The 25,524-nt window shown below is 69.9% G+C and carries 29 protein-coding genes; 17 read left to right on the forward strand and 12 right to left on the reverse strand.

The features are described 5' to 3' along the window. Window positions 1-65: 65 nt before the first annotated feature. Window positions 66-857, forward strand: a complete 792-nt coding sequence (locus ACWGDB_RS12210; protein ID WP_453822347.1) for a S16 family serine protease — start codon at window positions 66-68, stop codon at window positions 855-857. Here ACWGDB_RS12210 and ACWGDB_RS12215 read toward each other — a convergent pair. From ACWGDB_RS12215 to ACWGDB_RS12245, 7 genes are all read right to left on the reverse strand, one after another. Then, complete coding sequence (locus ACWGDB_RS12215; RefSeq protein WP_453822348.1) at window positions 854-1,045, reverse strand: hypothetical protein; 192 nt, start codon at window positions 1,043-1,045, stop codon at window positions 854-856. The genes ACWGDB_RS12210 and ACWGDB_RS12215 overlap by 4 nt on opposite strands. Beyond that, window positions 1,042-1,638: an ArsR/SmtB family transcription factor gene (locus ACWGDB_RS12220; RefSeq protein ID WP_453822349.1), complete on the reverse strand. Its 597-nt coding sequence runs from the start codon at window positions 1,636-1,638 to the stop codon at window positions 1,042-1,044. Before ACWGDB_RS12220 ends, ACWGDB_RS12215 begins: the two co-directional genes overlap by 4 nt. A 78-nt stretch (window positions 1,639-1,716) precedes the next feature. Next, complete coding sequence (locus tag ACWGDB_RS12225; RefSeq protein WP_453822350.1) at window positions 1,717-2,676, reverse strand: glycine betaine ABC transporter substrate-binding protein; 960 nt, start codon at window positions 2,674-2,676, stop codon at window positions 1,717-1,719. Continuing rightward, a complete protein-coding gene (locus ACWGDB_RS12230; RefSeq protein WP_453822351.1) occupies window positions 2,673-3,533 on the reverse strand; it encodes an ABC transporter permease in 861 nt (286 codons plus the stop codon). Before ACWGDB_RS12230 ends, ACWGDB_RS12225 begins: the two co-directional genes overlap by 4 nt. After that, on the reverse strand, window positions 3,530-4,780 hold the full coding sequence (locus ACWGDB_RS12235) for a betaine/proline/choline family ABC transporter ATP-binding protein (RefSeq protein ID WP_383632837.1): 1,251 nt from the start codon (window positions 4,778-4,780) through the stop codon (window positions 3,530-3,532). Before ACWGDB_RS12235 ends, ACWGDB_RS12230 begins: the two co-directional genes overlap by 4 nt. Next, window positions 4,773-5,420: an ABC transporter permease gene (locus ACWGDB_RS12240; protein WP_328427358.1), complete on the reverse strand. Its 648-nt coding sequence runs from the start codon at window positions 5,418-5,420 to the stop codon at window positions 4,773-4,775. Before ACWGDB_RS12240 ends, ACWGDB_RS12235 begins: the two co-directional genes overlap by 8 nt. A gap of 26 nt (window positions 5,421-5,446) precedes the next feature. Further along, on the reverse strand, window positions 5,447-5,926 hold the full coding sequence (locus ACWGDB_RS12245) for an Lrp/AsnC family transcriptional regulator (protein WP_328427359.1): 480 nt from the start codon (window positions 5,924-5,926) through the stop codon (window positions 5,447-5,449). A 137-nt stretch (window positions 5,927-6,063) separates the two neighbouring features. Between ACWGDB_RS12245 and hppD the strand changes: the two genes are divergently transcribed. From hppD to nthA, 4 genes are all read left to right on the forward strand, one after another. Next, window positions 6,064-7,209, forward strand: coding sequence for a 4-hydroxyphenylpyruvate dioxygenase (gene hppD, locus ACWGDB_RS12250; RefSeq protein ID WP_453822352.1), 1,146 nt, complete (start codon window positions 6,064-6,066; stop codon window positions 7,207-7,209). A gap of 115 nt (window positions 7,210-7,324) precedes the next feature. After that, a complete protein-coding gene (locus tag ACWGDB_RS12255; RefSeq protein ID WP_383608736.1) occupies window positions 7,325-7,621 on the forward strand; it encodes a hypothetical protein in 297 nt (98 codons plus the stop codon). Next, window positions 7,614-7,901, forward strand: a complete 288-nt coding sequence (locus ACWGDB_RS12260; protein ID WP_369271339.1) for an SH3-like domain-containing protein — start codon at window positions 7,614-7,616, stop codon at window positions 7,899-7,901. Before ACWGDB_RS12255 ends, ACWGDB_RS12260 begins: the two co-directional genes overlap by 8 nt. Then, complete coding sequence (gene nthA, locus ACWGDB_RS12265; protein ID WP_453822353.1) at window positions 7,891-8,472, forward strand: nitrile hydratase subunit alpha; 582 nt, start codon at window positions 7,891-7,893, stop codon at window positions 8,470-8,472. The genes ACWGDB_RS12260 and nthA overlap by 11 nt, the downstream gene beginning before the upstream one ends. Window positions 8,473-8,478: 6 nt before the next feature. Here nthA and ACWGDB_RS12270 read toward each other — a convergent pair whose 3' ends face one another. Then, window positions 8,479-9,984 carry a tetratricopeptide repeat protein gene (locus tag ACWGDB_RS12270; protein ID WP_453822354.1) on the reverse strand — a complete coding sequence of 502 codons (1,506 nt, stop codon included), beginning with the start codon at window positions 9,982-9,984 and terminating at the stop codon, window positions 8,479-8,481. Window positions 9,985-10,087: 103 nt separating this feature from the next. On the opposite strand from ACWGDB_RS12270, the gene ACWGDB_RS12275 reads away from it, so the two are divergent. Then, a complete protein-coding gene (locus tag ACWGDB_RS12275) occupies window positions 10,088-11,494 on the forward strand; it encodes an FAD-binding oxidoreductase (protein WP_453822404.1) in 1,407 nt (468 codons plus the stop codon). A gap of 19 nt (window positions 11,495-11,513) precedes the next feature. Here the strand turns inward: ACWGDB_RS12275 and ACWGDB_RS12280 are convergent, their stop codons facing one another. Further along, a complete protein-coding gene (locus tag ACWGDB_RS12280; RefSeq protein ID WP_453822355.1) occupies window positions 11,514-11,927 on the reverse strand; it encodes an SsgA family sporulation/cell division regulator in 414 nt (137 codons plus the stop codon). 308 nt (window positions 11,928-12,235) lie between these two features. On the opposite strand from ACWGDB_RS12280, the gene ACWGDB_RS12285 reads away from it, so the two are divergent. Both ACWGDB_RS12285 and ACWGDB_RS12290 read left to right on the forward strand, forming a co-directional pair. Then, window positions 12,236-13,756 (forward strand): RDD family protein, encoded by a 1,521-nt coding sequence (locus tag ACWGDB_RS12285; RefSeq protein ID WP_453822356.1) that lies wholly within the window; start codon window positions 12,236-12,238, stop codon window positions 13,754-13,756. 89 nt (window positions 13,757-13,845) lie between these two features. Continuing rightward, window positions 13,846-14,526 carry an RDD family protein gene (locus ACWGDB_RS12290; RefSeq protein WP_453822357.1) on the forward strand — a complete coding sequence of 227 codons (681 nt, stop codon included), beginning with the start codon at window positions 13,846-13,848 and terminating at the stop codon, window positions 14,524-14,526. A 44-nt stretch (window positions 14,527-14,570) separates the two neighbouring features. On the opposite strand, the gene ACWGDB_RS12295 is transcribed toward ACWGDB_RS12290, so the two are convergent. Further along, window positions 14,571-14,822 carry a hypothetical protein gene (locus tag ACWGDB_RS12295; RefSeq protein WP_453822358.1) on the reverse strand — a complete coding sequence of 84 codons (252 nt, stop codon included), beginning with the start codon at window positions 14,820-14,822 and terminating at the stop codon, window positions 14,571-14,573. A 398-nt stretch (window positions 14,823-15,220) separates the two neighbouring features. On the opposite strand from ACWGDB_RS12295, the gene ACWGDB_RS12300 reads away from it, so the two are divergent. Both ACWGDB_RS12300 and ACWGDB_RS12305 read left to right on the forward strand, forming a co-directional pair. After that, a complete protein-coding gene (locus ACWGDB_RS12300) occupies window positions 15,221-17,569 on the forward strand; it encodes an immune inhibitor A domain-containing protein (RefSeq protein WP_453822359.1) in 2,349 nt (782 codons plus the stop codon). Between the two features lie 145 nt (window positions 17,570-17,714). Beyond that, window positions 17,715-18,059 carry a hypothetical protein gene (locus tag ACWGDB_RS12305; protein ID WP_383608758.1) on the forward strand — a complete coding sequence of 115 codons (345 nt, stop codon included), beginning with the start codon at window positions 17,715-17,717 and terminating at the stop codon, window positions 18,057-18,059. A gap of 228 nt (window positions 18,060-18,287) precedes the next feature. Here the strand turns inward: ACWGDB_RS12305 and ACWGDB_RS12310 are convergent, their stop codons facing one another. Together ACWGDB_RS12310 and ACWGDB_RS12315 are read right to left on the reverse strand one after the other, a co-directional pair. Next, window positions 18,288-18,878, reverse strand: coding sequence for an isochorismatase family protein (locus tag ACWGDB_RS12310; RefSeq protein WP_328881359.1), 591 nt, complete (start codon window positions 18,876-18,878; stop codon window positions 18,288-18,290). A 137-nt stretch (window positions 18,879-19,015) separates the two neighbouring features. After that, on the reverse strand, window positions 19,016-20,374 hold the full coding sequence (locus ACWGDB_RS12315; RefSeq protein WP_453822360.1) for a nicotinate phosphoribosyltransferase: 1,359 nt from the start codon (window positions 20,372-20,374) through the stop codon (window positions 19,016-19,018). 110 nt (window positions 20,375-20,484) lie between these two features. Between ACWGDB_RS12315 and clpS the strand changes: the two genes are divergently transcribed. The 7 genes from clpS to ACWGDB_RS12350 all read left to right on the forward strand — a co-directional run bounded on the left by clpS (window position 20,485) and on the right by ACWGDB_RS12350 (window position 25,482). Further along, on the forward strand, window positions 20,485-20,802 hold the full coding sequence (gene clpS, locus ACWGDB_RS12320) for an ATP-dependent Clp protease adapter ClpS (RefSeq protein WP_328427371.1): 318 nt from the start codon (window positions 20,485-20,487) through the stop codon (window positions 20,800-20,802). A gap of 56 nt (window positions 20,803-20,858) precedes the next feature. Then, complete coding sequence (locus ACWGDB_RS12325; RefSeq protein WP_453822361.1) at window positions 20,859-21,467, forward strand: DUF2017 domain-containing protein; 609 nt, start codon at window positions 20,859-20,861, stop codon at window positions 21,465-21,467. A gap of 339 nt (window positions 21,468-21,806) precedes the next feature. Next, entirely contained in the window at window positions 21,807-23,246 is a 1,440-nt protein-coding gene (locus ACWGDB_RS12330; protein ID WP_453822362.1) for an amino acid permease, read from the forward strand. A gap of 245 nt (window positions 23,247-23,491) precedes the next feature. After that, entirely contained in the window at window positions 23,492-23,914 is a 423-nt protein-coding gene (locus ACWGDB_RS12335; protein WP_453822363.1) for a Mov34/MPN/PAD-1 family protein, read from the forward strand. 123 nt (window positions 23,915-24,037) lie between these two features. Next, window positions 24,038-24,133 carry a putative leader peptide gene (locus ACWGDB_RS12340; protein ID WP_316959376.1) on the forward strand — a complete coding sequence of 32 codons (96 nt, stop codon included), beginning with the start codon at window positions 24,038-24,040 and terminating at the stop codon, window positions 24,131-24,133. 114 nt (window positions 24,134-24,247) lie between these two features. Then, window positions 24,248-24,526, forward strand: coding sequence for a MoaD/ThiS family protein (locus ACWGDB_RS12345; protein ID WP_383608780.1), 279 nt, complete (start codon window positions 24,248-24,250; stop codon window positions 24,524-24,526). Between the two features lie 5 nt (window positions 24,527-24,531). Next, window positions 24,532-25,482: a PLP-dependent cysteine synthase family protein gene (locus ACWGDB_RS12350; RefSeq protein ID WP_383632846.1), complete on the forward strand. Its 951-nt coding sequence runs from the start codon at window positions 24,532-24,534 to the stop codon at window positions 25,480-25,482. The last annotated feature ends 42 nt before the right edge of the window (window positions 25,483-25,524 follow it).

Raw genomic sequence — 25,524 nt, forward strand, 5'->3', positions numbered from 1 at the left:
TGGGGCAACCCGGGCAGCTCCGACCTGCGCCTGGCCGGAACCCGCCGCCACGTTAGATTGATCCCGTGCTCTCTCGTCTCACGCGCCCCCGGGCCATCGCCGTCTGCGCCCTGCCGGTCGTGGCCCTGCTCGCCACGGCCGCCTTCGCGCCGCTGCCGTTCTCGCTGACGCAGCCCGGTCTGACGGCGAACGTGCTGGGCGACAACAAGGGCGAACCGGTGATCACGATCTCCGGGGCGCCGACCCGGGACACGAGCGGCCAGCTGCGCATGACGACCATCGAGGCGACGTCCCCCGACACGGACGTGCGGTTCGGTGACGTGATCGACGCCTGGTTCAGCACGGAGAAGGCGGTCATGCCGCGCGACTCGGTCTATCCGAGTGGGCAGAGCACGCGGGAGATCGAGCAGTACAACACCGAGCAGATGAAGGAGTCCCAGGACGCCGCGACCGAGGCCGCGCTGAACTACCTGGACCTCGACGACAAGAACATCAAGGTCACCCTCACCCTCGCGGACGTGGGCGGCCCCAGCGCCGGCCTCCTCTTCTCCCTCGGCATCATCGACAAGCTGAACGGCAACGGCGAGGGCGGCGGCCTCACGGGCGGCCGCAGCATCGCGGGCACGGGCACGATCGACGCGGCGGGCAAGGTCGGCGCGGTCGGCGGCGTCTCCCTCAAGACCCAGGCCGCCAAGCGGGACGGGGCGACGGTCTTCCTGGTCCCGAAGGCCGAGTGCGGCGACGCGAAGGCGGAACTGCCGGAGGGGTTGCGGTTGGTGCCGGTGACGACGCTGAAGGGGGCGGTGGGCGCGCTGGAGGCGCTGGAGTCGGGGAAGGGCTCTGTGCCGAGCTGCTAGCCGGTGGCGACGGTCGGCCGCGGAGGGGTGGCGAGGCGCAGGCCGATCTCCACCAACGTCCAGCCGAGGCGGGCCCGTAGGTGGCGGGGCTGCCTGGCTTCGGTGGCCAGACGGTGGGCGTGGGCTTGGGCGTGGAGGTCGGCCGCGTGCAGGTGGTGCAGGGAGAGACGCGTCTCGGGGTCGGTCATCGGGGCCCCTCCGGGTCCGTGGTGACGGGGAAGACGTGCGTGTGGAGGCGGACCTGCGCCGCGTCCGGGTCGTCCTCCGCGGCCTCATGCGCCTGGTAGCTGTTGAGCAACTCGTGCATCCTGCCGATGAGTTCGCGGGAACGCTCGGGTGTCAGCCGTAGCGTGAAGTCGCTCAGGTCCATCGAGTGGTCCGTCCATCGCGGGAACCATCTGTCACGCGTGGACAGCCAGGAGGACAGCTCGCGGGTGTGCCGGTTCACGAGCTCGTGCAGCAGCAGGTCGGCCGCGCCGCGGACTGCCGGGTCCGGGCTCTGGAACAGGTTCTCGTCCATCGCGATCCCCGAGTCCACGGCCCGCCACCAGCGCTCCCGTCCCTTGCCGTGCTCAGGGGCGTCTTCGACGAACCCGTGCGCGGCGAGCTGGCGCAGGTGGTAGCTGGTGGCACCGCTCGACTCGCCCAGCCGCTCGGCGAGCATCGAGGCCGTGGCGGGTCCGGTGCGGCGTAGCGCGTTGAGCAGCTCCATCCGCAGGGGATGAGCGAGCCCACGCAGTGAACGCGCGTCGAGTTTCCGTACGTTGTGCTCTTCCGGCATGCGTACAAAGGTAGCTATGCAAAGGTTACTTTGCAACGAGTTCTTTGGAAGTTGGCTCCGGATCCGACCGCGGGCCCCCTACTTCACGAACCCCTCCTCCTTCATCCAGTCCAACGCCACCTGATGCGGATCCTCCCCGTCCACGTCCACCTTCGCGTTCAGGTCCTGCGCCACCGTGTTGTTCAGCTTCTTGGTGATCGGGTCGAGGACGTCGGGGATGGCCGGCCATTTCTTCAGGGTCTTGGTGTTGATCACCGGGGCGGCGTTGTAGTTGGGGAAGAAGTGCTTGTCGTCGTCCATCACCACGAGGTTCATGGACTTGATGCGGCCGTCCGTCGTGTAGACCTCGCCGTAGGTGCAGTTCCCCTTCGCGGCCTGCGTGTAGATGATCCCGGTGTCCATCTGGGTGATGTTCTTCGACGGCACGTTCATGCCGTACGCCTTCTGCATCCCCGGCAGCCCGTCCGCCCGGTTGGCGAACTCGACCTCCACGCACAGCGTCACCGCGGACGGGTCGGACTTGGACAGCGCCGCGACCTCGGAGAGGTCGTTCGTGCGGTACTTCTTGTGGTTCGCCTGGTTCATCGCCAGGGCGTACGTGTTGTCCAGCGCGGACGGCGGCAGCCAGGTCAGCCCGTTCTTCACGTCCTCCTTGCGCACCGCCTCCCACTGCTCGTGCGGGTCGGTGATGGGCTCGCTGTGCCCCAGGTAGGTGATCCAGGCCGTGCCCGTGTACTCGTACCCGGCGTCGGCATCGCCCTTGCGCACCGCCTCGCGGCTGCCGATGGAGCCCTGGATGCCGGTGCGGTCGAGTACCTCCGCGCCCGCCGCCTCGAAGGCGATGCCCATGATCGCGCCGAGGATGAGCTGCTCGGTGAACGACTTCGACGTCACCGTCAGTTCGGCCCCCTCCAGCGGCTCGCCCCGTCCGATGCTCCCGGGCCGTACGTCGTCGACCATGGGGGAGCCGCTGGTCAGACCGCACCCTGCGGCCGCCACCAGCAGTCCCCCCGCGAGCAGGACCGTCCGCCGCCTCACAGGTCCAGCCCCCGTGGCCGCAACAGCACTTCCACCAGCGATGCCAGCCAGTCGACCAGCAGGGCGAGGGCGACCGTGAGGATCGAGCCGAGGACCAGGACCGGCATCCGCTGGTTGGTGATGCCGGCCGTGATCAGCACGCCCAGCCCGCCGCCTCCGCCGAAGACCGCCAGGGTCGCCGTACCGACGTTGAGGACCAGGGCCGTGCGCACGCCCGCCAGGATCAGCGGAACCGCCAGCGGCAGCTCCACCCGCGTCAGCACCCCCGTCGCGGACATGCCGATACCGCGCGCCGCCTCCAGCACGGTCGGGTCGTTCGCCTTGAGGCCGGCGATGGTGTTGGACAGCACGGGCAGGACGGCGTAGGCGATCATGCCGATCAGGGCCGCCTTCCTGCCGATGCCCAGCCAGATCACCAGCAGGGCGAGAAGACCGATCGCGGGGGTCGCCTGGCCCATGTTGGCGAGGGCCATGGCCACCGGTGTCGCCTTCCTGAACGCCCGCCGGGTGAGCAGGATCCCCAGCGGGATCGCGATGATCAGCACGAAGAACGTGGAGATCACCGTGAGTTCGATCTGCTCCCACAGGGCCTGCGAGACCTGACCGTTCGACAGCGCGTTCTCGGAGACCGGGTCGAGGTCGGCCTGCTGGAACCACAGCCAGGTCGCGAGCAGCAGCACCACCAGCATCGCCGGCACGATGGTGAGCTGCTGCCAACTCAGCTTGCTGGCCGGGCGCTTCGCGGCGAAGCGCGAGGGGGCCCCGTCGCTCCCGTCCGGCTCGGGGTTCTCGGGTGCCTCGCCACGTTCGGACGTCTCCTGAACCCGGGACGTCCTCGGGGTCTCGGGAGTGCTCACGCCTTGTGCTCCCCTCCGTCGCCCTCCTGCTCGGCGTGCGTGCGCCCGGCCCGGGAACCCTCCAGCTCGTGCTGGGCCTCGAGCGCCTCCAGCCGGTCCGCCTCCAGCAGCTCGTGCACGGAGTTCATCAGCGTCTCCATGTCGACGACGCCCGTGTACTCACCGCGCCGCCCGGTCACCACCACCCGCCCCGCGTTGTCGGTGAGGACCGCCTCCAGGGCGTCCCGCAGCGTGGCGTCCCGCGTCACGGTGTCGTTCACCAGCGTCCCGGCCCGCGCGAGCGAACCCCTGGCCCGCATCAGATCGCCGCGCCGCAGCCACTTGTAGGGCCGGCCCCGCTTGTCGAGCAGCAGGATCTCGTTGGTGCCGCTGGAGCGCAGCCGGTTGAAGATCTCCTGGAGCGGATCGTCGAAGGTCACCGTCGGATAGTCGGTGATCTCCACGTCCCGTACCCGGGTCAGGTTCAGCCGCTTCAGCGCCGCACCGGCTCCGACGAACCCGGACACGAAGTCGTCGGTGGGGTTGGTGAGGATCGCCTCCGGGGTGTCGAACTGAGCGATGTGCGACTGTTCGCGCAGCACGGCGATACGGTCACCGATCTTGATCGCCTCGTCGAAGTCGTGCGTGACGAAGACGATCGTCTTGTGCAGCTCGTGCTGCAGCCTGATCAGCTCGTCCTGGAGGTGATCACGAGTGATCGGGTCGACCGCGCCGAACGGCTCGTCCATCAGCAGCACCGGCGGATCGGCGGCCAGCGCCCGCGCCACGCCCACGCGCTGCTGCTGCCCGCCGGAGAGCTGGCGCGGATAACGGCCGTGGAACTCGCCGGGGTCCAGCCCGACGAGGTCGAGCAGCTCCTCGACCCGCGAGCCGATCCGCGTCTTCGACCAGCCGATCATCTTCGGTACGAGACCGATGTTCTGCGCGACCGTCATGTGCGGGAACAGTCCGGCGGACTGGATGGCGTAACCGACCTTGCGGCGCAGCTTCACGGGGTCGATGTCGGTGACGTCCTCGCCGCCGATGCGGATACGGCCGCCGGTCGGCTCGATCAGCCGGTTGATCATCTTGAGCGTCGTGGACTTCCCGCACCCGGAGGGGCCGACGAGGATGACCACCTCGCCCGCCTTGATCTCCATGTTCACGCTGTCCACGGCGGGCTGTGGGCTGCCGGGATAGCGCTTGGTCAGGTTCTCCAGCTCGATGGAGGCTCCGTGCCGGCCGCTGCCGGACTCGTGCTCAGACACGGATCCCCCTGGGGATGGTCAGCCGTCCGATCAGGACGTACGCGGCGTCGAACAGCAGCGCCAGGATGATGATCCCGACCGTGCCCGCGAGGACCTGGTTGAGCGCGTTCGCGCTGCCCAGCGAGGCGAGCCCGCGGAAGATCACATTGCCGAGGCCGGGCCCGGAGGCGTACGCCGCGATCGCCGCGATGCCCATCAGCATCTGCGTCGCGACCCGGATCCCGGTCAGGATCGGCGGCCAGGCGAGCGGCAGCTCCACCTTGAGCAGCTGGGTGAGCCGGGACATGCCGATGCCCCGGGCCGCCTCCACCAGGGACGGGTCGACGCCGCGCAGCCCGACGATCGAGTTGCGCACGATCGGCAGCAGGCCGTACAGCGTCAGCGTGATCACCGTGGGCGGCACGCCCAGCCCCACGATCGGAATGAGCAGACCGATCATGGCGAGCGAGGGAATGGTCAGGATGCCCGCGGTGGTCAGCGTGGCGAAATTGCCGGCCCACTCGCTGCGGTACGTGGCCACGCCGATCAGCACCCCGAGCAGGGTCGCCACGACCATGCACTGGAAGACGGCGCTGGCGTGCTGGTAGGCGTCGGTGAGCAGCTGCTGGTGGCGGTTGCCCAGGTACTCCCAGAAATTCACACGGACTCACCCCACCAGGTCGCGGGCTAGCTGTGTGCCCGGTCCTCCGCCGCCTGCTCCACCAGCGGGATGATCCGCAGCGGAACGGGGTTCTCCATCACGATCGCCGTGGAGGCCCGGACGATCCCATCGAAACCGACAACCCGGTCGATCACACGCTGAAGATCGGCGTTGGAGCGCGCCACGAGACGGCACAGCATGTCCCCGGTCCCGGTGGTCGTGTGCAGCTCCAGCACCTCCGGCACGGTCGCCAAGTGCGCCCGTACGTCGGCCCCTTGCCCCTGCCGGATCTGCAGCGTCGCGAAGGCGGTGACCGGATACCCGAGTGCCGCCGGATCGACCTCGGGACCGAAGCCGCGGATGACTCCGTTCGACTGAAGCCGGTCCAGCCGCGCCTGCACGGTCCCGCGGGCCACCCCCAGCCGCCGGGACATCTCCAGCACCCCGATCCGCGGCTCCCGCGCCAGCAGCACGATGATCCGTCCGTCCAGATGATCGATCGCCACGACAGCCCGCCTCTTCTCGCCACTGGGGGTGGTCATCCTGTACAGAAAGCCCGCAGGAACGGGCCCACCACTGAGCAGATTGCCCAGCCGAAAACCAAACTATTGCGCACCTTGCCGCATGGCATGAGGCTGCGCTTATGACGCAGACCACACACCACACTCCCGACACCGCCCGGCAGGCCGACCCCTTCCCGGTCAAGGGAATGGACGCGGTCGTCTTCGCCGTGGGCAACGCCAAGCAGGCGGCGCACTACTATTCGACCGCTTTCGGCATGCGCCTCGTGGCCTACTCCGGACCGGAGAACGGCAGCCGCGAGACCGCGAGCTACGTGCTGGAGAACGGCTCCGCCCGTTTCGTCCTCACGTCCGTCATCAAGCCCGCCACCACCTGGGGCCACTTCCTCGCCCAGCACGTGGCCGAGCACGGCGACGGTGTCGTCGACCTCGCCATCGAGGTGCCGGACGCGCGACAGGCGTACGCGTACGCGCTCGAGCACGGCGCCACGTCCGTCACCGAGCCCTACGAGCTGAAGGACGAGCACGGCACCGTCGTCCTGGCCGCCATCGCGACGTACGGCGAGACCCGCCACACCCTCGTCGAGCGCACCGGCTACGACGGCCCGTACCTCCCCGGCTATGTGGCGGCGAGCCCCATGGTCGAGCCGCCCGCCCAGCGCACCTTCCAGGCGATCGACCACTGCGTCGGCAACGTCGAGCTCGGCCGTATGAACGAGTGGGTCGGCTTCTACAACAAGGTCATGGGCTTCACGAACATGAAGGAGTTCGTGGGCGACGACATCGCGACCGAGTACAGCGCGCTGATGTCGAAGGTCGTGGCCGACGGCACGCTCAAGGTCAAGTTCCCGATCAACGAGCCCGCCATCGCCAAGAAGAAGTCCCAGATCGACGAGTACCTGGAGTTCTACGGCGGCGCGGGCGTCCAGCACATCGCGCTCAACACGAACGACATCGTCGAGACGGTACGCACCATGCGCGCGGCCGGGGTTCGGTTCCTCGACACCCCGGACTCGTACTACGACACCCTCGGCGAGTGGGTCGGCGACACCCGCGTCCCCGTCGAGACCCTGCGTGAGCTGAAGATCCTCGCGGACCGCGACGAGGACGGCTATCTGCTGCAGATCTTCACCAAGCCGGTCCAGGACCGCCCGACGGTCTTCTTCGAGATCATCGAACGCCACGGCTCCATGGGCTTCGGCAAGGGCAACTTCAAGGCCCTGTTCGAGGCGATCGAGCGGGAGCAGGAAAAGCGCGGAAACCTCTGACGGCCGGCTGAGCCTCTCCCGGAGTGCGGGTTCCACGGGGGGACCCGCACTCCGGGGCGCCCGGCCACAGCCGCGCACGCCCGCGCGATGCCCGAACGCGCCGTACGCTGACCCCATGGCCAGGATCAACGACGTCGGCGGCGTCGAGGGGTTCGGTCCCGTCGACACCGCGGACGACTCCGAGCCCTTCCACGCCGACTGGGAGGCGCGCGTCTTCGGGATCTGGAACGCCCTGCGCGCGCAGGAGATCTTCAATCTGAACGAGTTCCGGGACGCGATCGAGTCGATCCCGCCGCGCGAGTACCTGGCGGCGTCGTACTACGAACGCTGGTTCATCGCGATCAGCGACCTCCTCGAACGCAAGGGCGTGCTGGAGCCCGGCGAGCTGGATCGGGACGGGCTCGATGGCTGACCGTTTCGCCCCGGGGTCGCGTGTGGTGACGTACCTCCACGACCCGGCCCACCACACCCGCCTGCCCCGCTACGCACGCGGCAAGCGGGGCGTCGTGATCGAGCCGGAGGGGCCCGCCGAACTGGCCGACATCAGCGCGCAGGGGCGTGCGGACGTGCCGGTGGAGCAGGTGTACGCGGTGCGGTTCCAGGCGCGTGACCTGTGGGGCGAGGGCGACCATCACGTCGTACTGGATCTGTGGGAAAGCTACTTGGAAGAGGACCGTGGCGATGAGCGGTGACCACTCCGACGCGACGATCGCCCGCCGGGTGCGGCGCCTGGAGACCCTCCTGGAGGACAAGGGTGTGCTCACCGGCGGGGAACTGGACGAGGCGATCGACGCGTTCCTCGCGGGCGCCTCACCGGCGAGCGGGGCGCGGGTCGTCGCGCGGGCCTGGACCGACGAGGACTTCAAGTCCCGTCTGCTGACGGACGGTACGGCGGCCGTGCGCGAGCTGGGCTTCATGGAGGGCGGCTACCAGCGCCTGCGCGTCGTCGAGAACACGGCGTCGACGCACAACGTCATCGTCTGCACCCTCTGCTCCTGCTACCCCATCCGCCTCCTCGGGCCGTCCCCGAGCTGGTACAAGTCCGAGCCGTACCGCTCCCGCGTGGTCCGCGAACCCCGGGCGGTCCTCGCCGAGTTCGGCCTGGACCTGCCGATCGACACGCGGATCACGGTGTGGGACTCCAGCGCCGAGACCCGCTACATGGTGCTGCCGCGCCGACCGCAGGGCACGGAGGGGACGCCGGAGGCGGAACTGGCGGGACTGGTCAGCCGCAACGCGCTGATCGGCACGGCGGTCCTGTAGGGGCGGTCACCGCCGCTTCGGCTCGGCGTCCATGTCCGGTACGTCCTCCACCGACGGCTCGCCCAGCTCCTTCAACGCCGCCTCGGCCGGCGGCACCCGCGTCGGTGAGAAGTGCGGATTGATCCGCAACGCCTCCTGCAGATGACGCCGCGCGGCCCCCGGCATCTCCAGTTCCCGCTCGATCATCCCCTGGTGATAGACGTACAGCGCGCTGCGCACCCCGCCCCCGCGCTTCTTGTCGTTCGCCAGCCTCGCGAACTCAAGTGCCTCCTTGTGCTCCCCGGACCGGTGCAGCGCCCACCCCAGCGCGTCGGCCACCGCGACCCCCGGCTGCCGCCGCCACTCGGTCCGCAGCCGCTGCACGGCGGACTCCGGGTCGCCGTGGTCCGCCTCGAAGTGGCCCAGCACGAGTTCGTCGTCCACTCCGCCGGCCGCGGCCCGTGCCGTCCGCTCCCGCAGCAGGTCGTACTGCACGTGCGCCGCCTGCTCCATGCCCAGCGACTCGTACAACTCGCCCAGTTCCAGGGCGTATTCGGGGAGCGGCTGCTTGGCGAGGGCGGCCCGGTACGCGTTCAGCGCCTCCGTCGTGCGGCCCAGTGCCGCCAGCGTCCGCCCCTGCCCGGCGAGCGCGGCCCGCTGGTCGGGGTCGAGGCGCACGGCCTTCTTGAAGTGGCGCAGGGCCACGTCCAGGTCGCCGCGTTCCCAGGCGAGCTGCCCGGCACGTTCGAGATACGCAGCGCGCTCGGCCGGGGCCCGCGCGCCCGCGGCCGCGTCGGACAGCGCCACCGCCGCGTCCTCCCGCCAGCCCCGGTCCCGGTAGACGGCCGCCGCCCGGGCCTGCACCGCCGGGCCGGAGCGCAGCTCCAGCAGCCGGTCCAGCGTCCGCTTGGCCGCCTTGTGGTCACCCAGCCCCGTGTAGGCGTCGATCAGCGGCGGATACGTCGTCCACCGCTTGCGGTCCGTCTTCAGCGCCGCCTCGCCCCAGGTCCGGGCCGCGCCGAAGTCCCGCCGCGCGTTCGCCAGCGCCGCCATGCCGGCCATCGCCTCGGCGTTCGGGTCCCGCACCTTCAGCGACGTACGCAGCGCCTTCTCGGCCTTCGGGTAGTACTCCGGCTCGGCGGTGCGCCGCCCCTGCTCCACATACGCCGCGCCCAGCACCGCCCACGAACGGGCGTCCTCGGGGTGGGCCCGCAGATGGCTCTCCCGCTCGTCGATCAGCACCGCCAGATCGGGCAGCGCGGCCGGCACGCCCGCGGTGACCGCGGCGAGCGCCTGCGCCCCGGGCGCCGGTCCGGGCGCCCGTGACCCGCCCTGACCCCACGGCAGCAGCACCAGCACCCCACCGAGCACGGCACACCCCGCCACCGCGGCGATCAGCACCCGCCGCCGGATACGCCGCCGGCGGCCCGGCGTGCCCGGTCCGTTCCGCGCTGTGTTCTTCGAGGCGTCATTCGAGGCGTCATTCGAGGCGCCGGTCTGCGCGGCGCTGTTCCCCGTGGCGCTGTTCTCCATGGCGCTCACTGTGCGTCAAGCCATGCGTCAATACGACGACCACACCCGTTCGACCCCGACGGCCGTACGCGGGGTTCACACCGATGGCCCCGAGTGCGACGCTGTGATCATGAGCCGTACCGAAGCCGCACCCGACCAGGCCCGGGGTGACCTCACCGAGCGGCTGCTCGCGGGTCTGCCTGCCGAGGCCGTCCTCACCGATCCCGACGTCACGGCCGCCTACGCCAACGACATGGCCAGCTTCTGCCCGGCCGGCGCCCCCGCCGTCGTCGTCCTGCCGCGGACCGTCGAAGAGGTCCAGCACGTCATGCGTACCGCCACCGCCCTGCGCGTCCCGGTCGTCCCGCAGGGCGCCCGCACGGGCCTGTCGGGCGGGGCCAACGCCTCCGACGGCTGCATCGTGCTGTCCCTGACCAAGATGGACCGCATCCTGGAGATCAACCCCGTCGACCGCATCGCCGTCGTCGAGCCCGGCGTCATCAACGCCGCCCTCTCGCGCGCGGTGGGCGAACACGGCCTGTACTACCCGCCGGACCCCTCCAGCTGGGAGATGTGCACGATCGGCGGCAACATCGGCACGGCCTCCGGCGGCCTGTGCTGCGTGAAGTACGGGGTGACCGCCGAGTACGTGCTCGGCCTGGAGGTCGTCCTCGCCGACGGGCGGCTGATGTCCACGGGCCGCCGTACGGCCAAGGGCGTCGCGGGATACGACCTGACCCGGCTCTTCGTCGGCTCCGAGGGCTCGCTCGGCATCGTCGTACGGGCCGTCCTGGCGCTGCGGCCGCAGCCGCCGCAGCAACTGGTCCTGGCCGCCGAGTTCGCGTCGGCGGCGGGCGCCTGTGACGCGGTGTGCCGGATCATGGCCGGCGGGCATGTGCCGTCGCTGCTGGAGATCATGGACCGTACGACGGTCAAGGCGGTCAACGACCTCGCGCACATGGGGCTGCCGGAGACGACCGAGGCCCTGCTCCTGGCCGCCTTCGACACCCCGGACCCGGCCTCCGACCTCGCCGCCGTGGGCGCCCTGTGCGAGGCCGCCGGCGCCACCCAGGTGGTCCCGGCCGACGACGCGGCCGAGTCCGAACTCCTCCTCCAGGCGCGGCGGTTGTCCCTCACCGCGCTGGAGGCGGTGCGCGGTGTGACGATGATCGACGACGTGTGCGTGCCCCGCTCGCGGCTCGGCGACCTGATCGAGGGCGTCGAGCGGATCGCCGAGAAGCACCAGCTCACCATCGGGGTCGTCGCCCACGCCGGTGACGGCAACACCCACCCGACCGTGTGCTTCGACGCGACCGACCCCGACGAGTCCCGGCGCGCCCGTGAGTCCTTCGACGAGATCATGGCCCTCGGCCTGGAACTCGGCGGCACGATCACCGGCGAGCACGGCGTGGGTGTCCTGAAGAAGGAGTGGCTGGCACGCGAGATCGGCCCCGTCGGGATCGAGATGCAGCGGGGCATCAAGCAGGTCTTCGACCCACTGGACATCCTGAACCCGGGGAAGCTGTTCTGATACGTCCGTCGGACACTGCTCACTGGGCGAGCAGCTGGTCGAGCGCGTCGTCGATCCCCAGCTGCCCGCCCTCGGCACCCGGGGGCACCAGCCGCAGCGTGCGCTCCAGCCAGGCCGACACCTGCGCGGCCGGCGCCTCCAGGAGGGCGTCCCCGTCCGGTGAGCTCAGCGCCATCAGTACGACACTGCGGCCCTCGACCTTCGTCGGCCATACCCGCACGTCCCCGTGCCCGCACGGCCGAAACACCCCCTCCACGAGCAGTTCGCGGGCGAAGGTCCAGTGCACCGGGTGCTCGGAGTTGATGTGGAAGGCGATGCGGACGGCGAACGGATCGTCGCTGTGATAGCTCAACAGCGCCGGCACGCAGACGCTGCGCTCGGGCGACAGGACGAGCCTGAGCTCCAGCTCACGCTCGACGACGGTGTGCTCCATGGCGTGCGTTCCTCTCTCATGACGCGTACGGCCCTCTGTGACCGGGCCCGTACGAGTGGAGAGGCAGCGCAGGGGTGGACCATTACGCGGGTTCACGAAACTTTTCCCGACCCAGCGCCCAGGGCCGTACCGCACATGTGAAGCACGTGCTGGGCCGGTGGGTCGCGTTCTGCTTCCGCTCGTGTGAAGTACGTGTACGAGGTTGCCCGGAAAGGGGTGGGTCCTACGGGACTGGCAGTGGTTGTTGCGCCGGTCTGATAGATGTGGAGGCCTCTATTTGACCCACGAGCAGATACCGGACGACGGACATGAGCGCCCCAACCCCGGCCCCGGGTGACGACAGGCCCCGCGATGGGTACTACCCGGACCCGTCCATTCCTGGATATGTCCGGTACTGGAACGGCGCCTCCTGGGTGCCGGGCACCAGCCGTCCGGCACCGACGGACGGCGAATCGCTCGCGCCGCCGCCCGGCGCGAACCCCGACGTGCCCTCGGCCGGTTCGGTCGAGGAGACCGGCCCGCACTTCTTCGACGAGGAGCCGGTGCAGGGGTCCTCGCCGGCCGACGCCCAGCACGGCAGCCGGCCCGAGCCGGCGTCCGCCTGGGGCGCCGACCCCGCCCACCAGGCCGGCTTCGGCGGGGAGCAGGACCACCGCGTCTCCTGGGGCAACCCGCAGGAGCCCGACCCGAGGGACCCGCGCGCGGCGGCGGCCACGGGCGGCACCGCCCGCACGGACGGCACCGCCTCGAACCCGCCCGCCGAGCCGGACGCGCCCGCCGGGGGCGTCGCCTCCAATGACACGTTCATGATGCGCAGGCCCGTGGCGGAGTCCGGCGGCCCCGCCCCCGTCGACGGCACCATGGCCATCCGCGCGGTGTCCCCGCGCACGGGGCAGCAGGGCAGGGCGGCCGGGGCGCAGTCCGGAAGCACGGGCGCGTCCGCCGGTTCGGGCGCCGCACGTCCGGACGCGGACCGCCCCTCCGCGGCCGGCGCCCCGCAGGGCCCCGGCTTCGGCGCCGGGAAGGCCGCCTCCGAGCGGGCCGCGGTGGCCCAGGGACAGGCGCAGACGGCCGCCGGGGCCGCGGCTGCTGCCCAGGCCGCCACCGGCGCCCCCGCGGCCTTCTCCGGCCCACAGCAGGCCTCCCCGAGCATCCCCCAGCAGTCCGGCGGACCGCAGCCGGCGGCGGCCGCGTCGGGCACGCCCTTGACGTCGGGCTCCGGTGGCGGCCAGTCCTCCTGGGCGCAGCAGGTGCACCGGCTCGCGGGCCCCGGCGACGACCAGCCGGTCGCGCCGTGGAAGCCGCCGACCCTGGACCCGTTCCAGGCGGCCGCCATGCGTCAGGCCGCCGCCCGCCCCGCGGGCCTCGGCAAGCGGCTGGCCGCCCGGTTGCTGGACACCGTCGTGCTGGCCGCCGTCACCGCCGTGGCCGCCGTACCGCTCGGCACCAAGGCCCTCGACCACGTGAACGGCAAGATCGACGCCGCCAAGCTCTCCGGCGAGACGGTCACCGTCTGGCTGCTGGACGGCACGACCTCGGCGTATCTCGGCGTCATCCTGGCCGTGCTGCTCCTGTTCGGCGTGGTCTACGAGGTCCTGCCCACCGCCAAGTGGGGCCGCACGCTGGGCAAGAAGCTGCTCGGCCTGGAGGTGCGGGACATCGAGGCCCACGAACCCCCGGTGTTCGGCGCGGCCCTGCGCCGCTGGCTCGTCTACAGCATCCCCGGCCTGCTCGCCGTCGGCGTCGTCGGCGTGCTGTGGTGCCTGTTCGACCGGCCCTGGCACCAGTGCTGGCACGACAAGGCGGCGGGTACGTTCGTCGCGGGCTGACCGCATACAGCAAACGGCCCGGAAGATTCCGTACCCCGGACGGCCCCGCGCCGGATGCGGAGCCGCCCGGTTCGCGGTCGACTCGGGCCATGAGCAGCGAACCGCCTCCCGGCCCCGGTCAGCAGCCCCCGGAAGACGATCCGTTCAAGAAGCAGCCCCCGCCGGACGGGGGCTCGGGTTCGCCGTACGGTGATCAGCCACCGTACGGCGGCCAGCCTCCGCCTCCCCCCGGCGGCCAGCCCCCGCCCCCCTACGGTGGCGGCGGCCCGTACGGAGGTGACCCGTACGGCGGCGGCGGTCAGCCCACCGACCCGCTCGCCGGGATGCCGCCGCTCGCCGGCAGCGGCAAGCGCACGCTGGCCCGCATCATCGACATGATCCTGGTGGGCGTCGTCGTCTGGCTGCTCACATGGGGGTTCGGCGTCACCGAGTACGACGTGGACACCGACAAGGTGGAGTACGGCAAGTCGTTCCTGCAGTCACTGGTCGCCGCCGTGCTCTTCATCGCCTACGACACCTACCTGACCGCCAAGACGGGGCAGACGCTCGGCAAGAAGCTGCTCGACATGCGGGTGGCCAACCTCGACAACGGGGCCACGCCGTCCGTGCAGACCTCGCTGATCCGGGCGGCGGTGCTGTGGATCCCGTTCGCGTTCTGCTGCGCCTGCATCTGGACCGTGATCTGCGGTGGCTGGAGCTACTTCGACCGGCCCTACAAGCAGGGCCTGCACGACAAGTCGGCGAAGACGGTGGTGGTCAGCACCAGCTGACGCCGGCGCCGGCAACCGCTGTCGGTGCCGGCGGACGGTGTGCGTCAGGACTGGGTCAGGACAGGCTCCTCGGCCTGCTCCCGTTCAGCGCGGGCGGGCTTGCGCACAACCACCACGCGGGGCTTCTTGGGCATGGGCACCGTCATGGCGACCAGCAGCCCGAGCAGAAGCGCCGATACGGCGATGACCGCGATCCCCACGCCCGAACTGGTCTGTGACAGCAGCAGCATGGCGAGCGTCGAGAAGATCACGGTGCACGAGCCGTAGGCGAGCTGTGCGGCAGTCGGACGAGGCATGATCATCGTGTCCTCGGAATCAGGGGTGCACGGGGGTCTCGGCCTGGCTTTCCGCCGACGTCCGGGCGTTCCGCCATCCGACTCTAACGGCCTGCATGCCCGAGTGGAACAAACAGTAAGCGTGACCTGACCAACAGTGCCGGTGCACGGGGGGCGCACGGAGTCATCTCGTCCACCAAGTGGACGGCGGCACGCGCCCATTGCCGGAAAGGTCGTTGTCCGCTAAACGAACATCAACTCCGCATAATGCAATTGACCTGTCCAAGTCAAGGTCTGTTTTTTCTGCTTAACCTCTAGTCAAATGTCGTCACTTGACTACACGCGTTGATCAGGCGCACGCGGAGACTCCACGACCAGGACCCTTCCTTCCGCGTGCCCGGACGCGGGGGAGGAAGCAAGTGACCAGTAGACCCTGGACGTTCCGAACGGCGGCAACCGCCGTCGCGCTCGCGACCGCAGCGGCCACGTTCTCGACCTTCGCGGTGGCTCAGGCCGACGAAGGCGCGCCGGCGGCGTCCGTCGAGCGGCACGACCCGGCGGAGCACACTCACGCCGACCACAACCTCGACGGCCCGATGAGCAAGACTCAGGAGGCGCAGCGCGAGGAGGCCCTGAACCAGCTCATATCCGGGCGGACCAAGGCCAAGAAGCGTGGCGGCTCGCAGGTCGTCGAGCTCAAGAGCAAGAAGGGCGACAGCAAGTACGTCGAGCTGGGCCGCGAGAAGACCGACAAGATCTTCACGATTCTGGTCGAGTTCGGCGACAAGGTCAGCGAGTTCGGGGGCACGCCCGGCCCGCTGCACAACCAGATAGCCAAGCCTGACCCCAAGAAGGACAACTCCACGGCCTGGAAGGCCGACTACAACCAGAAGCACTTCGAGGACCTGTACTTCGGCACCGGCAAGAAGACCGAGTCGGTCAAGAAGTACTACGAGAAGCAGTCCTCCGGCCGCTACTCGGTCGAGGGCGAGGTCTCCGACTGGGTCAAGGTCCCCTACAACGAGGCCCGTTACGGCAACAACGCCTGCGGCCAGACCAACTGCTCCAGCGTCTGGAACGTCGTCAGCGACGGTCTGAACTCGTGGGTCGCCCAGCAGAAGGCGGCTGGGAAGACCGACGCCGAGATCAAGGCGGACGTCAAGCAGTTCGACCAGTGGGACCGCTACGACTTCGACGGCGACGGCGACTTCAACGAGGCCGACGGCTACATCGACCACTTCCAGGTCGTGCACGCCGGTGAGGACGAGTCCGCGGGCGGCGGCGCGCAGGGCACCGACGCGATCTGGGCCCACCGCTGGTACGCGTTCGGCACCGACGCGGGTGCCACCGGCCCCGACGGCAACAAGCTGGGCGGCGCGAAGATCGGCGACACCGGCGTCTGGGTCGGCGACTACACGGTCCAGCCCGAGAACGGCGGCCTCGGCGTCTACGCCCACGAGTACGGCCACGACCTCGGTCTGCCGGACCACTACGACACCCAGGGCGGCGAGAACTCCACCGGCTTCTGGACCCTGATGTCCTCCGGTTCCTGGCTCGGCACCGGCAAGAAGGAGATCGGTGACCTGCCCGGCGACATGACCGGCTGGGACAAGCTGCAGTTGGGCTGGCTGAAGTACGACACGGCCAAGGCCGCGACGACGTCCGAGCACAAGCTGGGCCTCGCCGAGTACAACACCCGGCACAAGCAGGCCCTCGTGGTCGAGCTTCCCAAGAAGAAGGTCACCACCGAGATCGTCGCCCCGGCGCAGGGCGCGAACCAGTGGTGGAGCGGCAGCGGCGACAACCTCGCCAACACGCTGACCCGTTCGGTGGACCTCACCGGCAAGTCGGCGGCCTCCCTGACGCTCGACGGCTGGTACGACATCGAGGCCGAGTACGACTACCTCTACACCGAGGTCTCGACCGACGGCGGCGCCAACTGGACCGCGATCGACGGCACCGTCGACGGCGCGGCCATCCCGAAGGACGCCAGCGGCAAGCCGGCGATCACGGGCACGGTGGACGCGTACAAGAAGCTGGTCTTCCCGCTCGACGCCTACGCGGGCAAGAAGTTCGACCTGCGCTTCCGCTACCAGACGGACGGCGGAGTGGCCCAGAAGGGCTTTGCGGCCGACCAGATCACCGTGACCGCCGACGGCACCGCCGTGTTCTCCGACAACGCCGAGGCCGCGGACGCCGCTTGGAAGACCAAGGGCTTCTCGCGCATCGGCGCGTCCATCACGGACGACTACGCGCAGTACTACATCGCCGAGAACCGCCAGTACGTGTCGTACGACAAGACCCTGAAGACGGGCCCGTACAACTTCGGCTTCTCGACGACCCGTCCGGACTGGGTCGAGCACTACGCGTACCAGAACGGCCTGTTGATCTGGAAGTGGGACACCTCCCAGGCGGACAACAACACCAGCAAGCACCCCGGTGTCGGCCTCGTCCTCCCGGTCGACTCCCACCCGGCTCCGCTGAAGTGGTCCGACGGCACGCTGATGCGCAACCGCATCCAGTCCTACGACGCGCCGTTCAGCACGTACCGCACGGACGGCATGACGCTGCACAACGCGGACGTCGCGACCCGGATCCCGTCGCGTGCCGGGGTGCCGGTCTTCAACGACCACACCAGCACGTACTACAGCACGGAGACCCCGACCGCGGGTGTCAAGATCACTGACACCAACACCAAGATCAAGATCATCAAGGAGCCCAAGGACGGCTCGACGATCACGGTCGAGGTCGGCCCCGCGGTGAAGTAAACCGCATATATGCAGGTCAAGGCGCGATCGGCGGCAACCCTCTGGCGGGTTGCCGCCGATCGTGTTTAGGTGCACCCTGTGCTTCCGTTATTGACACCGGAACTGACATCGACCCTGACACCGACTCGCACGGGGGTGTGACCGCATGGCCGCAGGAGGTTTCTGCAAGCTGCCGACCGGCAGCGTCGTGGTGGCGCTGAACCTGCCCAGACCCACCGCCGACGGCACGGGCTGCGTCCGTGTCCTCGTCCACGCCCAGAACCGCGCCCGAGCCCTGACCAGGCTCCGCAACCTGGGCATGCGCGCCGTCTACCTGCGGGGCAACGCCGCCCCGCCGACCCCCGACGAGATCACGGCCGTCCTGCACCACCCCGACGGCCTGATATGGCGAACGGCACCTGACAACGGTGTCGTCCTGGGCCCTGACCTGGCGCAGGAGCTGTGGCACCCGATCCGGGCACTGCTGAGGCGCCCGGCGGCGCCGGCGTGAGCGCGCTCAGGAACTGAAGCGGCACTGACCGGATCGGCGACGGTTCGGCAACGCCGCCCCGGGGCGCTGAGCTGCATCGATGTGCGACTCCGCGCGCGGTCGCGACCAGCCACAGCGGCGCCGCAGCCGCCCGATGGCCGAGCGCGGCACCCCCGCGGAGCGCCCGGCGGCACTCCGGCGGCACCCGCGTGAGCCGCTGAGGGCCTGTGTGAGCCGCTGGGCGAGGGCCTAGGCGACGACCGGCTTGCCCGTCAGTTCGACGCCCGCCTCGCGCATCTCCTCGAGTGCCCGGTCCGTGGTCTCCGAGGCCACCCCGGCGGTCAGATCCAGCAGCACCTGCGTACGGAAGCCCTCCCGCGCCGCGTCCAGCGCGGTCGCGCGCACACAGTGGTCCGTGGCGATGCCCACCACGTCCACCTCCACGACCTCCCTGGCCCGCAGCCAGTCCGCCAGCCGCACCCCGTTCTCGTCGGCCCCCTCGAACCCGCTGTACGCCGCCGCGTACGCCCCCTTGTCGAACACGGCGTCGATCGCGCCGGACGCGACGGCGGGGGCGAAGTTCGGGTGGAAGCCGACACCCTCCGTGCCGGCGACGCAGTGCGCCGGCCAGGAGTGGGCGAAGTCGGGGTTGGTGGAGAAGTGGCCGCCCGGGGCGATGTGGTGATCGCGGGTCGCCACGACGTGCTGGTAGCCCGACCCGGCCGCCTGCCCGATCAGCTCCGTGACGGCGGCGGCCACGTCGGCACCGCCGGCCACCGCGAGGCTGCCTCCCTCGCAGAAGTCGTTCTGCACATCTACGACGATCAAGGCGCGGCGCATGGTCGGTGTCCTTCGGTTTGGACGCTGAGGTCGGGACGGTGAAAGCGTGCGGGCCCGGCCGTGAACCTCCGAGCCTAGAGACTTCGGGTGCACTGCGGGAGGGGGGCATTTAAGCGAGCGCGCCGGGCGCGCTCACTTCACGACCCCGTCAGGCTCCCCGAGCGCCCGTTGACATATTCCGTCGGGATGACAGGTTCCCCGCGCGACAGCTGGGTCGCGGACAGCGGCAGGTTCGCGCGAGCGGCGGTGTGCCGGTCCCGTACGACATCCAGCGACTCGCGGGCCACCACGTCACCGCCCTTGACCAGCTCGACCAGCAGCTGCCGGTCGGCGAGAGCGTCCGGCACCGGCCCGGTGCCGACGACCTCGGCCTCGGCGACGCCGTACTCGTCGAGGCGCCGGGCCGCCCACTTGCGGCCGCCGATGGAGGTCTTGCCGCCGGTCGACTTCTTCGCGACCGGCACCAGCGGTGCCGTGGGCTCGGCGGACTCGGCGCGGGCGACCAGCTTGTAGACCATCGAGCAGGTCGGATGCCCGGACCCGGTCACCAGCTGGGTGCCGACGCCGTACGCGTCCACCGGTGCCGCGGCCAGCGAGGCGATGGCGTACTCGTCCAGGTCGGAGGTCACGATGATCCTGGTGGCCGTCGCGCCCAGCTCGTCCAGCTGCTGCCGGACCCGGTGCGCGACCAGCAGCAGGTCGCCCGAGTCGATCCGGACGGCGCCCAGCTCGGGCCCGGCGACCTCCACGGCCGTACGGACGGCCTCGGCGACGTCGTAGGTGTCCACGAGCAGCGTGGTGCCCCGGCCCATGGACTTCACCTGGGCCTGGAAGGCGTCCCGCTCCCGGTCGTGCAGCAGCGTGAAGGCGTGGGCGCTGGTGCCGACGGTGGGGATGCCGTAGCGAAAGCCCGCGGCGAGGTCGGAGGTGGAGGTGAAGCCGCCGAGGTACGCGGCACGTGACGCGGCCACCGCGGCAAGCTCGTGGGTGCGCCGGGCGCCCATCTCGATGATCGGGCGCTCACCGGCGGCCGACGACATCCTGGAGGCGGCCGCGGCGATCGCGGAGTCGTGGTTGAGGATGGAGAGGATCACCGTCTCCAGCAGCACGCACTCGGCGAAGGTGCCCTCCACCCGCATGATCGGCGAGCCGGGGAAGTAGACCTCGCCCTCGGGGTAGCCCCAGATGTCGCCGGAGAAGCGGTAGTCCGCGAGCCAGTGCAGGGTCTCCTCGTCGACGATCTTCCGCTCGCGCAGGAAGGCGAGGACGTCCGGGTCGAAGCGGAAGTTCTCGACGGCGTCCAGCACCCGGCCGGTGCCGGCCACGACGCCGTAGCGCCGCCCCTCGGGCAGCCGCCGCGTGAAGACCTCGAACACGCTCCGCCGCTCGGCGGTGCCCGCCTTCATGGCGGCCTGCAGCATCGTGAATTCGTACTGATCCGTGAAGAGCGCCGTCGAGGGAACATCCACCGGCAGCCCAAGGTCCGCTGTGTTCATGGAGAGGGATGCTACCCCCATCTCGTCAGTTTGACGATTTGTGGGGTGGGGCGTCACAACGGGCGCGCCTGCGCAGCCCGTTTGTGCGACCACCCCCCTGCGGTGGCAGCATGGGCACTGTGACGTCACCCGCTCCCCTAGAGATCGAACGCACCGAGTCGGCGGAGGAGGTTTTCGCCGTCCCCGAGCCGGACGTCCCCTGGGTCACCATCGTCCACAACGACCCGGTCAACCTGATGAGCTATGTGACCTACGTCTTCCAGTCGTACTTCGGCTACACCAAGGACAAGGCCACCAAACTCATGCTCGACGTCCACCACAAGGGCCGGGCGGTCGTCTCCAGCGGCAGTCGCGAGGAGATGGAGCGCGATGTGCAGGCCATGCACGGCTACGGTCTGTGGGCCACCCTCCAGCAGGACCGCAAATGACCGCCCGCCCGCAGCCCCGGCACCACCGACAGGACCGGAAGTAGCGAATCCCCTCCATGCCAGGAACCTTCGAACCGCTCCCCGGCGGCGGTGCGGCCGTCGCCCTCGACGACGTCGAGATCTCCATCATCCGGTCGCTGGCCGTCCAGCTCCTGGAGCTCATCGGCCCCGGTCCCGCCGAGGACGCCCCCGACGACCCGCTCGCCGAGCTGTTCAGTGACGGGCCGAGCGAACCGCCCGCCGACCCGGTCCTCAAGCGCCTCTTCCCGGACGCCTACGGCGACCCCGAGGGCACCCCGCAGGCCAAGGAGGCCGAGGAGCAGCGGGCGTACTCCGCGGAGTTCCGCCGCTACACCGAGAACGACCTGCGCGCCGGCAAGCGCGACAACGCGCTCATGGTGGTCCGCTCCCTGGACGGGCTCAGCACCGCCTCCGCCGGTGAGGGGGGTGCGGTGCTCAAGCTCTCCCTCGCGGAGTCCCAGCAGTGGCTCGGCGCCCTCAACGACCTGCGCCTGGCCATCGGCTCCCGTCTGGACATCGCCGACGAGGACGACACCGACCTGCTCTACCGGCTCCCGGACGAGGACCCGCGCAAGCCGATGGTGATGGCGTATCTGTGGCTGGGCGGTCTCCAGGAGACGCTGGTCGCCACGTTGATGCCGTAGGTTGCAACGCTTTCGTGGCGACATGTGACCATTCTGTGTTCGCTCAGCGGACGCTCAAATCCGGATAACGATCAAGTCAATGCCGTCACCCACATTGGGGGACGGCTTTCCTTTTGTCCGGTTCTTCTTGTGTGGTGCGCCACACTTCCCTGAGTCGATCAATGTGACGGCCGTGATAAATCTTCACGACGCCCGGCGAGCACCACCCGAATGTTCGGCCGGGTGCGCCACATGGTCGACGGATCGTCGGCCGGGCACAGCTCCAGCAATCCGGGGGGATCGAGACCCGATCCGGGGCCGACGAAGGTCCGGGTCGGCATGGAGAAAGGCGCACCACACATGACCTCTGCGAAGGTCACTGACGAGAAGGCCACGGGTACCCCGGAAGAGGGGTACGAGCGGGGTCTCGGCAGCCGTCAGGTCCAGATGATCGCGATCGGCGGCGCCATCGGCGTCGGCCTCTTCATGGGCGCCGGGGCGAACATCGCCAAGGCCGGCCCCAGCATCATCCTCATGTACGCCCTCGCGGGCGTCGTCATCTTCTTCATCATGCGGGCCCTGGGCGAGCTGCTCCTGTACCGCCCCGTCTCCGGCTCCTTCGCCGAGTACGCCCGCGAATTCCTCGGCCCCTTCTTCGGGTTCGTCACGGGCTGGACGTACTGGCTCATGTGGGTGGTCACCGGCATGGCCGAGCTCACGGCCGCCGCGATCTACATCCACTTCTGGTTCCCCGAGATCCCGCAATGGGTCAGCGCCCTGGTGTTCCTGGTGGTGCTCTTCGGCGTCAACCTGATCTCCGTCAAGATCTTCGGCGAGGTCGAGTTCTGGTTCTCGATGATCAAGGTCACGGCCATCATCGGCATGATCGTCATCGGCCTCGGCGTGCTCACCCTCGGCTTCTCTGACGCCGGTGACACCGCCACCGTCTCCAACCTCTGGTCGCACGGCGGCTTCTTCCCGAACGGCATCGGCTCCAGCCTGATGACGCTCCAGGGCGTCATGTTCGCCTACCTCGCCGTCGAGCTCGTCGGCGTCACCGCGGGCGAGTCCGAGAACCCCGAGAAGACCCTGCCCAAGGCCATCAACACGCTGCCCTGGCGCATCATCGTCTTCTACGTCGGCGCGCTGCTGGTGATCCTCTCCGTCGTCAAGTGGACCGAGTTCTCCGCGGGTGAGAGCCCGTTCGTCCACGCGTTCGGCAAGATCGGCATCCCGCTCGCCGCGGGCATCGTCAACTTCGTGGTGCTCACCGCGGCCCTGTCGTCCTGCAACTCCGGCATGTACTCGACCGGCCGGATGCTGCGCGACCTCGCGTCCAACAGCGAGGCCCCGCAGGCCTTCGGCAAGCTCAACGCCCGCAAGACGCCCGCCGTCGGCATCGCGGTCTCCGTGGCGCTCATGGGCATCGGCGTGGTCCTGAACTACGTCGTCCCGGAGAAGGCGTTCCTCTACGTCACCTCCGTGGCCACCGCGGCAGGCATCTGGACCTGGATGATGATCCTCGTCAGCCACATCCGCTACCGCGCCGCGGTCGACGCGGGCCGGCTGCGCGCCTCGTCCTTCCCCGCTCCCGGCGGGGCGCTGTTCAGCTGGGTCGCGCTCCTCTTCCTCATCGGCGTGACCTTCATGATCGCGTACGACAAGGACGCGCGGATCTGCCTGTACGTCGCGGCAGGCTGGGCCGTCGCCCTGGGTGTCGGCTGGTCGATCCTCAAGAAGCGCAACCCGCAGCTCACCGCTCGCCGCGGTGACGAGCCCGAGCTCGAGAAGGTCGGCTAGGCGCCTCGCCGACGGGGCCGCGAGGGGATGGCCGCATCAGGCCGTCCGGTGTCTGCGGCGCCGTTGTGGCTGGTCGCGCAGTTCCCCGCGCCCCTTCAGGAGCGTTGCCGAGCTGCTTGTCCAGGACGTCCCGCCGTCGGGAGCACTCGTGGCGCTCCCGACGGCTGCCGCTCAGGGCGTCCGGTATATGGGCCGCCCCGTACCACTCTTCGGTACGGGGCGGCCCTCTGCTTATCCTGACGAGCATGCTGACCATCACCCAGGCCCTCGTCGACCAGATCGTCGCCCACGCGCGCAAGGACCACCCCGACGAGGCGTGCGGCGTCGTCGCGGGCCCGGCCGGCTCGGACCGCCCCGAGCGCTTCATCCCGATGCTGAACGCGGCGATGTCGCCCACCTTCTACGAGTTCGACTCGGGCGACCTGCTCAAGCTCTACCGCGAGATGGACGACCGCGACGAGGAGCCGGTGGTCATCTACCACTCCCACACCGCCACCGAGGCCTACCCCTCGCGCACCGACATCTCCTACGCCAACGAGCCCGGCGCGCACTACGTCCTGGTCTCCACGGCGGACACCGACGGCCTCGGCGACTTCCAGTTCCGCTCCTACCGGATCGTCGACGGCGAGGTGGCGGAGGAGGAGGTCAAGGTCGTCGAGGCGTACTGACCGGCGGCCCGGGTCGGTGGACCGGGCCGGTCTGAACAGCCCCGTCTCACTCCGCGGCCGTAAAGCGTCCGCGATGTGGGATCACATTCCAAAAGCCGGACCGGGAATCGATACGATGACCCCATGGTTTTCCACGACGTGAGCGAGAAGACGCCGGGCATGCTGCTCGTGGCGCGGCTGCACGTCGACCTGTGCAGGCTCGCCAGCGCCATCTGTTGACGCTGCCCCTGCCGCCGTACGGCCGTGAGCCGCGGCGCCTCACACGCACCACCCCCGCTGTACTTGCGCTGCCGCGCGCCCCCGACTGACTACTCCCGACAGGAGCCCTGAGCCATGGCCATCGAGGTCCGCATCCCGACCATCCTCCGCCAGTACACCGACGGTCAGAAGGCGGTGGAGGGCAGCGGTGGCACCCTCGCCGACCTGTTCACCGACCTCGAGAGCCGGCACGCGGGGATCCACGCCCGCATCGTGGACGACGGCCAGCTGCGCCGCTTCGTCAACGTCTACCTGAACGACGAGGACGTCCGCTTCCTCGACGGCATCAACACCAAGCTCGCCGACGGCGACAACGTCACGATCCTGCCGGCCGTGGCCGGCGGTATGGCCTGATCCACATGCGCTACGACTCCCCGCTCGCCGCGGTGGGCAACACCCCTCTGGTGCGCCTGCCGCGGTTGTCGCCGTCCGAGGACGTCCGCATCTGGGCCAAGCTGGAGGACCGCAACCCCACCGGCTCGGTCAAGGACCGCCCGGCCCTGCACATGATCGAGCAGGCGGAGAAGGACGGCCGCCTCACCCCGGGCTGCACGATCCTGGAGCCGACCAGCGGCAACACCGGCATCTCCCTGGCGATGGCGGCGAAGCTCAAGGGCTACCGGATCGTGTGCGTGATGCCGGAGAACACCTCGCAGGAGCGCCGGGACCTGCTCGCCATGTGGGGCGCGGAGATCATCTCCAGCCCCGCCGCGGGCGGCTCCAACACCGCCGTACGGGTCGCCAAGGAACTGTCCGCCGAGCACCCCGACTGGGTGATGCTCTACCAGTACGGCAACCCGGACAACGCGGGCGCCCACTACGCCACGACCGGCCCGGAGATCCTCGCCGACCTCCCCTCGGTCACCCACTTCGTCGCCGGCCTCGGCACCACGGGCACCCTGATGGGCGTCGGCCGCTATCTGCGCGAGCACAAGCCGGGCGTGAAGATCGTCGCCGCGGAACCCCGCTACGACGACCTGGTCTACGGCCTGCGCAACCTCGACGAGGGCTTCGTACCCGAGCTGTACGACGCCTCCGTCCTGACCACCCGCTTCTCGGTCGGCTCGGCCGACGCGGTCACCCGCACCCGCGAGCTGCTCCAGCAGGAGGGCATCTTCGCCGGCGTCTCCACCGGTGCCGCCCTGCACGCGGCGATCGGCGTGGGCAACAAGGCGCTGAAGGCGGGCGAGAGCGCGGACATCGTGTTCGTCGTCGCCGACGGCGGCTGGAAGTACCTCTCGACCGGCGTCTACACCGCGACGACGACCGAAGAGGCCATCGAGACGCTCCAGGGTCAGCTCTGGGCGTGAGCCGGTCGGCACGACCGGCCGGCTCGGGGTCCGCGAGGCCCT

The organism is Streptomyces sp. NPDC055013 (assembly GCF_053608645.1).

Coding starts and splice junctions, on each gene's coding strand:
- ACWGDB_RS12285 (WP_453822356.1), top strand. CDS start 12,236: ATGAGCGCCCCAACCCCGGCCCCGGGTGACGACAGGCCCCGCGATGGG.
- ACWGDB_RS12290 (WP_453822357.1), top strand. CDS start 13,846: ATGAGCAGCGAACCGCCTCCCGGCCCCGGTCAGCAGCCCCCGGAAGAC.
- ACWGDB_RS12215 (WP_453822348.1), bottom strand. CDS start 1,045: ATGACCGACCCCGAGACGCGTCTCTCCCTGCACCACCTGCACGCGGCC.
- ACWGDB_RS12220 (WP_453822349.1), bottom strand. CDS start 1,638: ATGCCGGAAGAGCACAACGTACGGAAACTCGACGCGCGTTCACTGCGT.
- ACWGDB_RS12305 (WP_383608758.1), top strand. CDS start 17,715: ATGGCCGCAGGAGGTTTCTGCAAGCTGCCGACCGGCAGCGTCGTGGTG.
- hppD (WP_453822352.1), top strand. CDS start 6,064: ATGACGCAGACCACACACCACACTCCCGACACCGCCCGGCAGGCCGAC.
- ACWGDB_RS12280 (WP_453822355.1), bottom strand. CDS start 11,927: ATGGAGCACACCGTCGTCGAGCGTGAGCTGGAGCTCAGGCTCGTCCTG.
- ACWGDB_RS12270 (WP_453822354.1), bottom strand. CDS start 9,984: ATGGAGAACAGCGCCACGGGGAACAGCGCCGCGCAGACCGGCGCCTCG.
- clpS (WP_328427371.1), top strand. CDS start 20,485: ATGGGCACTGTGACGTCACCCGCTCCCCTAGAGATCGAACGCACCGAG.
- nthA (WP_453822353.1), top strand. CDS start 7,891: ATGAGCGGTGACCACTCCGACGCGACGATCGCCCGCCGGGTGCGGCGC.
- ACWGDB_RS12310 (WP_328881359.1), bottom strand. CDS start 18,878: ATGCGCCGCGCCTTGATCGTCGTAGATGTGCAGAACGACTTCTGCGAG.
- ACWGDB_RS12345 (WP_383608780.1), top strand. CDS start 24,248: ATGGCCATCGAGGTCCGCATCCCGACCATCCTCCGCCAGTACACCGAC.
- ACWGDB_RS12260 (WP_369271339.1), top strand. CDS start 7,614: ATGGCTGACCGTTTCGCCCCGGGGTCGCGTGTGGTGACGTACCTCCAC.
- ACWGDB_RS12350 (WP_383632846.1), top strand. CDS start 24,532: ATGCGCTACGACTCCCCGCTCGCCGCGGTGGGCAACACCCCTCTGGTG.
- ACWGDB_RS12335 (WP_453822363.1), top strand. CDS start 23,492: ATGCTGACCATCACCCAGGCCCTCGTCGACCAGATCGTCGCCCACGCG.
- ACWGDB_RS12340 (WP_316959376.1), top strand. CDS start 24,038: ATGGTTTTCCACGACGTGAGCGAGAAGACGCCGGGCATGCTGCTCGTG.
- ACWGDB_RS12330 (WP_453822362.1), top strand. CDS start 21,807: ATGACCTCTGCGAAGGTCACTGACGAGAAGGCCACGGGTACCCCGGAA.
- ACWGDB_RS12325 (WP_453822361.1), top strand. CDS start 20,859: ATGCCAGGAACCTTCGAACCGCTCCCCGGCGGCGGTGCGGCCGTCGCC.
- ACWGDB_RS12255 (WP_383608736.1), top strand. CDS start 7,325: ATGGCCAGGATCAACGACGTCGGCGGCGTCGAGGGGTTCGGTCCCGTC.
- ACWGDB_RS12295 (WP_453822358.1), bottom strand. CDS start 14,822: ATGCCTCGTCCGACTGCCGCACAGCTCGCCTACGGCTCGTGCACCGTG.
- ACWGDB_RS12315 (WP_453822360.1), bottom strand. CDS start 20,374: ATGAACACAGCGGACCTTGGGCTGCCGGTGGATGTTCCCTCGACGGCG.